The sequence below is a fragment of the Micromonospora yasonensis genome (genome assembly GCF_026013475.1).
Lineage (GTDB): Bacteria > Actinomycetota > Actinomycetes > Mycobacteriales > Micromonosporaceae > Micromonospora > Micromonospora yasonensis.
Genome location: NZ_JAPDPH010000259.1, coordinates 1 through 9,179, shown reverse-complemented (window position 1 = coordinate 9,179; position 9,179 = coordinate 1). Strand labels below are relative to the sequence as shown.

Here is a 9,179-nt window from a genome sequence, read left to right as displayed (position 1 = left end):
GCCGGCGGGCGTACACCGGTTGCGGGGGGACCGGACGGTGCCCGACGGGCTGGCGGCGCTCGCCGGCGGTGAGTGGGACCTGGTGGTGGACACCTGGGACGGGGCGCCCCGGGCGGTACGGGACGCCGCCCGGGCCCTCGTCGACGCGGCGCCGCACTACGTCTACGTCTCCAGCGGGTCCGTGTACGCCGAGCCGGTGCCGCCCGGCGTGGGCGAGGAGGCCCCGACCGTCGAGGCCGAGGCGGACGCGGCCGACGGGGACTACCCACGGAACAAGGCGGGCGGCGAGCGGGCCGCGGTGGAGGTCTTCGGCGACCGGGCGTTGCTGGCCCGGGCCGGGCTGATCCTTGGCCCCGGCGAGGACATCGGCCGGCTGCCCTGGTGGCTGCACCGGATCGCCCGGGGCGGCGAGGTGCTCGCCCCCGGCCCGCGGGACCTGCCGGTGCAGTACATCGACGTCCGGGACCTGGCGCGCTGGCTGCTCGACCGGGGCAGCGAGCGCACCGGCGGGGCGTACAACGTGATCGGACGGACCGGGCACGCGACGATGGGCGAGCTGCTCGACGCGGCGGTGGCGGCGACCGGGTCGGGCGCGACGCTGCGCTGGACGGACCCGGAGCCGATCCTGGCCGCCGGGGTGGAGCCCTGGAACGACCTGCCGATCTGGATCCCACGCGGGCACGCGTACCGCTGGTTGCAGGAACGAGGCGTCGAACGGGCGTACGCGGCGGGGCTGGACTGCCGGCCGGTGGCCGAGACGGTCGAGGACACCTGGCGCTGGCTGCGCGAGGTCGGCCGGGTGCCGGCCCGCGCGGGGCGGCCGGCGCGGGCGGCGGTGGGCCTGGACCCGGCGCGGGAGGCGGCGCTGCTGGCGACCTGACGGGGGAGCGCCGGGACCGGCCGCCGCGGGCGCGGTGGGGCCGGCCCCGGCGGTCAGGCCGGCACGACGGGCAGGTCGAGCACCTCGTCCACCGGCCGGCGCGGGGTGGCGGTGCCGGGCTGGCCGTACCCGATCCGCATGACCATCTGGGGCGTGCCGAACCGGCCCAGGGACAGCCGCAGTGCCTCCCGGGCTCCCGGCACCTCGATGGGCTGGGAGATCATCGACGCGGCCAGCCCGGCGTCGGTGGCGGTGAGCAGCACCCGTTGCAGGGCCTGCCCGGCGATGATCTGGTCGGTCGCGGTGTTCCCCGCCGAGCCGAGCACGGCGACCAGCGGCTCCGGTTCGAAGTCCCGGCCGGGGGCGCGGTTGCGGCCGCCGAACCCGCGTTGCGGCAGCAGGTCCTGTGGTTCGCTCGGCGGCCCGCCGGCCGCCGCCGGCACCCCGTCGGGCGAGGGCTCGGAGCGGATCCAGGCGGCCCGTTCGGCCACGTACGCGGGGTCGCGTTCCAGCACCCGGTGGGCGCTGCGGGCGATCTCGGCGAAGGCGTTCACGGCGCTGGTGCCGATCAGCAGTTCCAGCCAGCACTGCTCGGCCCGGGCCGCCTCGCCGAGGCGCCAGCGGGCGTCGGCGGGGACCGGGTCGGGCCAGAACGGGGCGCGGTTGCTGAACCGGCGGCCGATCGCCGCGTACAGGCTCTGCTCCGTCGGGGTGGGCCGGCGCGGGAGGTCCGGGACCAGCCGGGCCACCACGTCCGGTTCCGCCGGGTACGGGCGGAGCCGCACCGTGGCCGGGGTGCCCGCGACGGCAAGCGCCAGGCGCAGGTTGAACAGGGCCGCCCCGCAGGCGATCCGGGCGCCCCAGCCGCTGGGATCGGTGGCCGGCAGCCGGCGCAGCGGGTCGACGGAGAGCTCGATCGCGGCGTCGCGCAGCCGGAACCGCCACGGTTGGGTGTTGTGCAGGGACGGTGCCCGGACGGCGTCGGTGGTCGCGGCCCTCAGCTGCGCGACGGTGAAGCCGGTGGTCATGGTGCTGCTCCTTCCGTGCGGGCCGTGCCGCCCCCGGTTGGTGTACTCCCACGGTGCGTCAGCCAGGGGCTTCGCGCGCAGGGCCGGAGGTCCCCTCCTCGTCGGGCCCGTCCGCCCGCCCGCGGCGCGTCGCGCTAGGGACCTTCGGCCCGTGCACGGGCGCGCGGCGAAGGGTAGAAAGGACGGATGATCCGGGTGTTCCTGCTCGACGACCACGAGGTCGTCCGTCGTGGCCTTGCCGACCTGCTCACCAGCAGCGGCGACATCGAGGTGGTCGGTGAGTCCGGCTCCGCCCAGGAGGCGGCGCGGCGCATCCCGGCGCTCCACCCCGACGTGGCCATCCTCGACGCCCGGCTGCCCGACGGCAACGGCATCGACGTGTGCCGGGACATCCGCGCCGTGGACTCCTCGATCAAGGGGCTGATCCTCACCTCGTACGAGGACGACGAGGCGCTCTTCGCGGCGATCATGGCCGGCGCCGCCGGGTACGTGCTCAAGCAGATCCGCGGCACCGACCTGGTCGACGCGGTCCGGCGGGTGGCGGCCGGGCAGTCCCTGCTCGACCCGGCGATCACCACCCGGGTGCTGGAGCGCATCCGCAGCGGCGTCGAGCAGCCGCGCGAGCTGAAGAGCCTCACCGAGCAGGAGCGGCGGATCCTGGAGTACGTGGCCGAGGGCCTGACCAACCGGGAGATCGCCGGAAAGATGTTCCTGGCCGAGAAGACCGTGAAGAACTACGTCTCCAGTGTGCTGGCGAAGCTTGGCCTGGAGCGGCGTACCCAGGCGGCGGTGCTGGCCACCCGGCTGCTCGGCAAGACCCACTGAGGCGGCGCGGCGCCCCGCCCGCTCAGTCCCGCAGCGGGACGCTCCAGCGCAGCTCGGTGCCGTGCGGCGCCACCCGGCCGAGCTGGAAGTCGCCGCCGAGCCGTTCGGCCCGCTCGCGCAGGTTGACCAGGCCGCTGCGGGCCGCCTCCGGATCGCAGCCCACCCCGTTGTCGGCGACCGTGACCGTCACCCAGCCGGCGTCGACCTTCACCGTCACCGTGACCCGGTCGGCCTGGGCGTGGCGTACGGCGTTGGAGAGCGCCTCGCGGAGCACGGCGGTGAGCTCGGGGCGGAGCGCGTCCGGGACGGCGCTGTCGATCGGGCCGTCCAGCTCCAGCTGGGGCCGGTAGCCCAGCGACTCGGCGGCCACCTCGATGGCCTCGCGGATCTCGGTACGCAGCGCGGCGCTCATCGGGGTGCGCAGCTCGAAGATGGTCCGGCGGATGTCGCGGATGGTGGCGTCCAGGTCGTCGACGGCCTGGTTGATCCGCTTGGCCACCTCGGGGCGGGTGTTCATCGCCCCGCTCTGCAACTGCAGGCCGGTGGCGAAGAGCCGCTGGATCACCACGTCGTGCAGGTCACGGGCGATCCGCTCGCGGTCCTCCAGGACCACCAGCAGCTCCCGCTCCTCCTGGCCGCGGGCCCGTTCCATGGCGAGCGCCGCCTGGCCGGCGAAGCTGCCCAGCAGCGCCACGTCGTCCTCGGCGGCCGGGCCGTGGTCGGGCCGGTGGGCGATCACCAGGACGCCGTGCAGGGTGTCCGCCGCGGCGAGGGGGGAGACCACCGCCGGCCCGTCAATCACCGGCCGTGGCCAGGGCGCGGCCTCGGCCAGATTCTCCACCAGCTCGTGGCGGCGCTCGGTGACCGAACCGGCGAAGCTGGTCTCGTCGGCCGGCAGCACCGCGCCGACCAGCTCCCGGGCGGCCCCGTCGGCGCCGTCCACCACCTCGACGGTGAACTGGCCCTCGTCCTCGTCGTAGAGCAGCACCAGGGCCAGCTCCGCCTCGGCGACCTCGCGGGCGCGCCGGGCCACCAGGGTCAGCGCGTCGGTGCGGCGTACCTCGCCGAGCAGCACCGAGGTGATCTCGGCGGTGGCGGCCAGCCAGCGTTCCCGCCGGTGCGCGAGGGCGTAGAGGCGGGCGTTCTCGATCGCCACGCCGGCCGCGGCGGCCAGCGCCACCACGATCTCCTCGTCGTCCTCGGTGAACTCCGCCGCGCCCTGCTTCTCGGCCAGGTAGAGGTTGCCGAAGACGTGGTCGCGGATGCGCACCGGCACGCCGAGGAAGCTGTGCATCGGCGGGTGGTGCGGCGGGAAGCCGTACGACTTGGGGTGCTGGGTGATGTCCGGCATGCGCAGCGGCTGCGGATCGTCGATGAGCAGGCCGAGCACGCCCCGGCCGTGCGGCAGCTCGCCGATCTTGGCGTGCAGCTCGGGGCTGATGCCGTGGATGATGAAGTCGTGCAGCAGCCGGTCGGGGCCGATCACCCCGAGCGCGCCGTACTTCGCGCCGACCAGCTCGCACGCCGACTCCACGATCCGCTGCAGGGTGCTGCGCAGGTCCAGGTCGGAGCCGATGCCGACCACCGCGTCGAGCAGGGCCCGGAGCCGCTCCCGGCTGGTCACCACCTCGCCGACCCGGTCGAGCATCTCCTGCAACAGCTCGTCGAGCCGGACCCGGGACAGCGGGGTCAGGCCCAGCGACGGGGTTACGTGCTCGTGCCGGGGATTCGGTGCGCTGGCCACCGGGCGATGCTATCGCCCGGTGGCCGGGCCGGACGAACCCGTCACGGGAGATGGTCGCGGACCGCCGAGGTGTCGACGGTCTGCGCGGTGTCCAGCCGTGGGGTGTGCGGGGGGCCGGCGTGCGTCGGTTCCGCGATGCCCAGCCGCATCGAGATGTACGGGTGGCCCAGGTCGGAGAGCATGTGCCGGAGCGCGTTCCGGGTGCCCTCGACCTCGACCACGCCGCTGAGCGGGACCACGGACACGCCGAGCCGGGTGGCGGCGAGCCAGGCGGCGGAGAGCCCCTCGCCGGCCCGCAGCCAGCTGTCCGGCTCGTCCTCGGTGCCCCAGAGAATCCCGTAGACGGCGGCCCGGTCGTGCCCGGGGCCCACCGGCAGGGTGCCGGTACGCCCGAAGTCGCGCGCCGGGACGGTGGTCTGCGGGGCCTCCTGGGGCAGCACCTCCGGTGGCAGCCCGGTGCCGGTGCCGGCCCGGCTGGTCCAGTAGGCCAGCTCCTCCTGCAGCTGCGGCTCGTCGGCCTCGACCGCCGCCGCCTGCTGGGCCGCGCTGGCCAGTTGGATCTTCTGGGTGTCGTCCAGCACCTGGAGGTGGACGCCCTCGCGGGTGGCCGCGCGGTCGATCTCGCCGAGGGCGGCGGTGGCGACCGGCTCGTCGCTGACCGGCCGGCGGTCGGTGTGGCGGACCTGCATGCACTGCACCAGGCGCATCGCTTCCGGGTCCGCGCCGGTGTGGGTGAGCCCGGTCAGGCGGGCCAACAGGTCCGGCTGGGCCGGGTCGGGCAGCCGCTCCACCGCCGGCGTCCAGCCTTCGGCGGTCAGTGCCACCCGGGCGTGGTGCAGCGCGGCGCCGCAACTGACGACCAGCAGGCGGCCCTCCGGGTCCGCGGCGCTGAGATGACGCTCCCGGACCACCCGCAGCTCCAGCGCCTCGGGCAGCACCGTCCAGTGCCACGGCTGGGTGTTGTGCACGGAGGGGGCGTGGCCGGCCATCCCGGCGGCCGCCGCGAGGGCGGTGGTCAGCGGGCGGTCCGTAGCCGGCGTCTCGTGGCTCATCGTCACGACCTTTCCTGTTTTCCCCATCGTGCCCCACGCCGGAGCCGACCGGGCGGATTGCGGGTCCATCCTCGGGCATCACCGGGCGGGCCGCACGCATCGCTCGTCCCGTACGCCCGGGCCCTTCGACCCGTCGGATTACCCGGGTTTGCCCTACCCGCCGCACGACACCGCTGAGACGATCCGCACGTGGGAGCGGAACCGCGCGAGTGCGTACCCGAGCAGCCGGTGCGGCGACAGCGCGCGAACTGGCTGCGCCGACTGCGGGCCGGCGGGTCTGACGCCGCGCCGCGACCCGGCGCCGTCGAGTGGGCGCCGCTGGTTCTGCTCACCCTGGCCGTGCTGGTCGGCGCCGGGCTGTGGTTCGCCCGGTTGCCCGGGCCGGCTCAGCTGGTCTGGGCGGCGGTGACCCTGGTCGCCCTGGTGCCCGCGGTCTGGACCACGCTCCGGCAGCTCTGGCGCCGCCAGTTCGGGGTGGACGTCATCGCCGTGCTGGCGCTGGTCGGCGCGCTGCTGGTCCGCGAGTACCTGGCCGGCGCGGTGATCGCGGTGATGGTGGCCACCGGGCAGGCGCTGGAGAACTACGCCCAGCGCCGGGCCACCCGGGACCTGCGGGCACTGCTGGAACGCGCGCCCCGGCAGGCCCGGCGGCGTACCCCGGACGGCGGGATCGAGGTGGTGCCGCTGGACCGGGTCGCGGTGGGGGACCGGCTGGTGGTGGGCCCCGGCGACGTGGTGCCGGTGGACGGCGCCGTGGAGGACGCGGCCACGCTGGACGAGTCGGTGGTCACCGGCGAGTCCCAGCTGGTCACCCGGGGCGCGGGCGAGCAGGTGGCCAGCGGTGTGGTGAACGCCGGCGCGGGCTTCGGGCTGCGGGCCCGGAAGAACGCGGCGGAGAGCACGTACGCCGGGATCGTCCGGCTGGCCGAGGAGGCCACCGCGCGCAAGGCCCCGATGGTCCGGCTGGCCGACCGGTACGCGGCCGCGTTCGTGCCGTTCACCCTGCTGCTGGCCGGTGCGGCCTGGCTGCTCAGCGGCCAGTTCATCCGGGCGGTGGCGGTGCTGGTGGTGGCCACCCCCTGCCCGCTGCTGCTGGCCACCCCGATCGCCATCGTGTCCGGGCTGTCCCGGGTGGCCCGGCGCGGCGTGCTGGTCCGCGACGGCGGTTCGTTGGAGCTGCTGGGCCGGGCCCGGACCCTGCTGATGGACAAGACGGGCACGCTGACCGCCGGCCGCCCGCGCGCCGCGGAGACGGTGGTGGCGCCCGGCGGCGACCGGGACGAGGTGCTGCGGTTGGCCGCGTCGGTCGAGCAGCTCTCCCCGCACGTGCTGGCCGCCGCTCTCGTCCCGCAGGCCCGTGAGCAGGGGCTGCCGCTGGCCGAGCCGACCGAGGTGACGGAGGAGCCGGGACGTGGGGTGACCGGCCGGGTGGACGGCCGCCTGGTCCGGGTCGGCCAGCTTCCCGGCGAGCCGCCCGACTGGGCCCACCGGGTGCGCGAGCGTGCCGAGCTGGCCGGCCGCTCCACCGTCTGGGTCAGCGACGATCAGGCCCCGCTCGGCGCGATCCTGCTCGAGGACCCGGTACGCCCCGATGCCCGGCGCACCGTGCGGCGGCTGCGCGAGGCCGGACTGAACCGCCTGGTGATGGTCACCGGGGACCGGCCGCGGACGGCCCGGCAGGTGGCGCAGACGGTCGGTGTCGACGACGTGTGGGCGCAGTGCTCCCCGCAGCAGAAGGTCGAGCGGGTGAAGGCGGAGTCGGGTCGGGCGGTCACCGTGATGGTCGGCGACGGGGTCAACGACGCCCCGGCGCTGGCCGAGGCGCACGTCGGGGTGGCGATGGGCGCGACCGGGGCGACGGCGTCCGCCGACGTCGCCGACGCGGTGCTCACCGTGGACCGGCTGGACCGGCTCGCCGACGCCGTCGAGATCGCCCGGTACGCCCGGCGTATCGCGGTGCAGAGCGCCACCGCCGGGATGGGCCTGGCCGTCATCGCGATGGTGGTCGCCGCCGCCGGTGGGCTGCCCCCGGTGGCCGGTGCCTTCCTCCAGGAGGGGATCGACGTGCTGGTGATCCTCAACGCCCTGCGGGCCCTCGGGGGCGGCCTGCGCCGCCGTGACCTCCTGCCGGAGACCCGCGCCCTCCTCGACCGGTACGCCGCCGAGCACGGCGGGGTGCGCGACGTGCTGGACCGGTTGCGGGACACCGCCGACCTGGTGGCGGCCCGGCCGGACGCGGCGGAGTGCGTACCGGCTCTGCGGGAGGTGCACCGACGGCTGGTCGACGAGGTGCTGCCGCACGAGGCGGCCGAGGAGAGGCAGCTCTACCCGGCCCTGGCCGGCCCGCTCGGCAGCGACGAGGCGACCTCGACGATGAGTCGCGCGCATGTGGAGATCAGCCGCCTGGTGGACCGGATCGGCGGCCACCTGGCCCAGCACCCGGACGGCCGGCTGCGCCACGACGAGGTGCCCGACCTGCTCGCCGCCCTCTACGGCCTGGACGCGGTGCTGCGCCTGCACGTCGCACAGGAAGAGGAGGACTACTTCTCGCTCAACCCCGAGGAGGGGTAGGCAGCCGCATAACGGCTTGAGCTCCGCAGCCGGGCGCCGGTGCCGCAAGGGTGCCCGGCGTGTCGCGGCCACCCGGCCACCCGCTCGCCAGCGACATGTCTCAGCGTTCCCGGACCACTGCCACCGGGCAGAGTGCGTGGTGGATGAGCTGCTGGCTGACCGAGCCGAGCAGCATGCCCCGCAGGCCGCCCCGGCCCCGGGTGCCGACCACCACGAGCTGGGCCTCCCGGCTCGCCTCGACCAGCAGCGCGGCCGGGCTGCCCGGGGTCGCCCGGATCTCGACCGGGACGTCGGGGAAAGTCTTCCGCCACGGGGCGAGATCCGCCTCGGCGGCCGCCCGTTCGGCGGCGGTGATCTGCTCCGGGTCGAAGCCCGGCGGCACCCACCGCTCGCCGGGCGGCTCCCAGACCCGCAGCACCCGCAGCGGCACGTCCCGCTGCGCGGCCCGCTCGACGGCGAAGCCGAGCGCCCGCAGCGAGGTCTCGGAGCCGTCCACGCCGACCACCACCGGGCCGGAGGTGGCCGCCTGCCCGTTCCGGACCACCACCACCGGGCAGTGGGCGTGGGCGGTGACGGAGACCACGGTGGAGCCGGCGAGCAGGCCGGCGAAGCCGCCGTGCCCCCGGCTGCCGAGCACGAGCATGCCCGCCTCGGTGGAGCGCTCCTGGAGCACCAGGGCGGGCGGCCCGTCGAAGACCTCGCCCCGCACGGTGAGGCCGGGCCGCTCGACGGCGGCGTCCGCCGCCGCCTTGCGGACCAGGTCCTCCACCTGCCGGCGCGCGGTCTCGTCCGGCCAGATGCCCGGCGCCACCCCGGGGCCGATCCAGCCGGCCACGGTCAGCCACTCGAAGACGTACGCCAGCCGGACCGGCCGGCCCGAGCGGCCCGCCTCGTCCAGCGCCCAGTCCAGGGCGACCGCCGCGTCGGCGGAGGCGTCGTAGCCGACCAGGATCTCGTCGGAACTCATGACTGGCCCCGCAGTCCCTGCTCGGTCTCCCGGATCCACCGCCACTCGGCGACCCGGGGATCGTCCTCGCCGTAGCGGCGGGTGTAGTCGCGGCAGGACTGGCGGGCGTCGA

General features: G+C 75.8%; 7 protein-coding genes. 3 read left to right on the top strand and 4 right to left on the bottom strand.

Annotation, left to right across the window (positions count from 1 at the left end; all coding sequences use genetic code 11):
• The coding region (locus ONA70_RS31845; protein WP_265010193.1) for an NAD-dependent epimerase/dehydratase family protein at nt 1–880 on the top strand (880 nt) is incomplete at its 5' end.
• A 53-nt stretch (nt 881–933) separates the two neighbouring features.
• Here the strand turns inward: ONA70_RS31845 and ONA70_RS31840 are convergent.
• Complete coding sequence (locus ONA70_RS31840; protein ID WP_265010192.1) at nt 934–1,908, bottom strand: Acg family FMN-binding oxidoreductase; 975 nt, start codon at nt 1,906–1,908, stop codon at nt 934–936.
• Between the two features lie 186 nt (nt 1,909–2,094).
• On the opposite strand from ONA70_RS31840, the gene ONA70_RS31835 reads away from it, so the two are divergent.
• Nucleotides 2,095–2,733 carry a response regulator gene (locus ONA70_RS31835; RefSeq protein WP_265010191.1) on the top strand — a complete coding sequence of 213 codons (639 nt, stop codon included), beginning with the start codon at nt 2,095–2,097 and terminating at the stop codon, nt 2,731–2,733.
• A gap of 22 nt (nt 2,734–2,755) precedes the next feature.
• Here the strand turns inward: ONA70_RS31835 and ONA70_RS31830 are convergent, their stop codons facing one another.
• Both ONA70_RS31830 and ONA70_RS31825 read right to left on the bottom strand, forming a co-directional pair.
• The gene (locus ONA70_RS31830; protein WP_265010194.1) at nt 2,756–4,426 is read right to left on the bottom strand and encodes a GAF domain-containing sensor histidine kinase; all 1,671 of its coding nucleotides are present in this window, start codon (nt 4,424–4,426) and stop codon (nt 2,756–2,758) included.
• A 92-nt stretch (nt 4,427–4,518) separates the two neighbouring features.
• Entirely contained in the window at nt 4,519–5,529 is a 1,011-nt protein-coding gene (locus tag ONA70_RS31825; RefSeq protein WP_406601289.1) for an Acg family FMN-binding oxidoreductase, read from the bottom strand.
• Between the two features lie 189 nt (nt 5,530–5,718).
• Between ONA70_RS31825 and ONA70_RS31820 the strand changes: the two genes are divergently transcribed.
• Nucleotides 5,719–8,100 carry a heavy metal translocating P-type ATPase gene (locus ONA70_RS31820; RefSeq protein WP_265010189.1) on the top strand — a complete coding sequence of 794 codons (2,382 nt, stop codon included), beginning with the start codon at nt 5,719–5,721 and terminating at the stop codon, nt 8,098–8,100.
• A gap of 100 nt (nt 8,101–8,200) precedes the next feature.
• Here the strand turns inward: ONA70_RS31820 and ONA70_RS31815 are convergent, their stop codons facing one another.
• Complete coding sequence (locus ONA70_RS31815) at nt 8,201–9,067, bottom strand: universal stress protein (protein ID WP_265010188.1); 867 nt, start codon at nt 9,065–9,067, stop codon at nt 8,201–8,203.
• Nucleotides 9,068–9,179 lie beyond the last annotated feature (112 nt).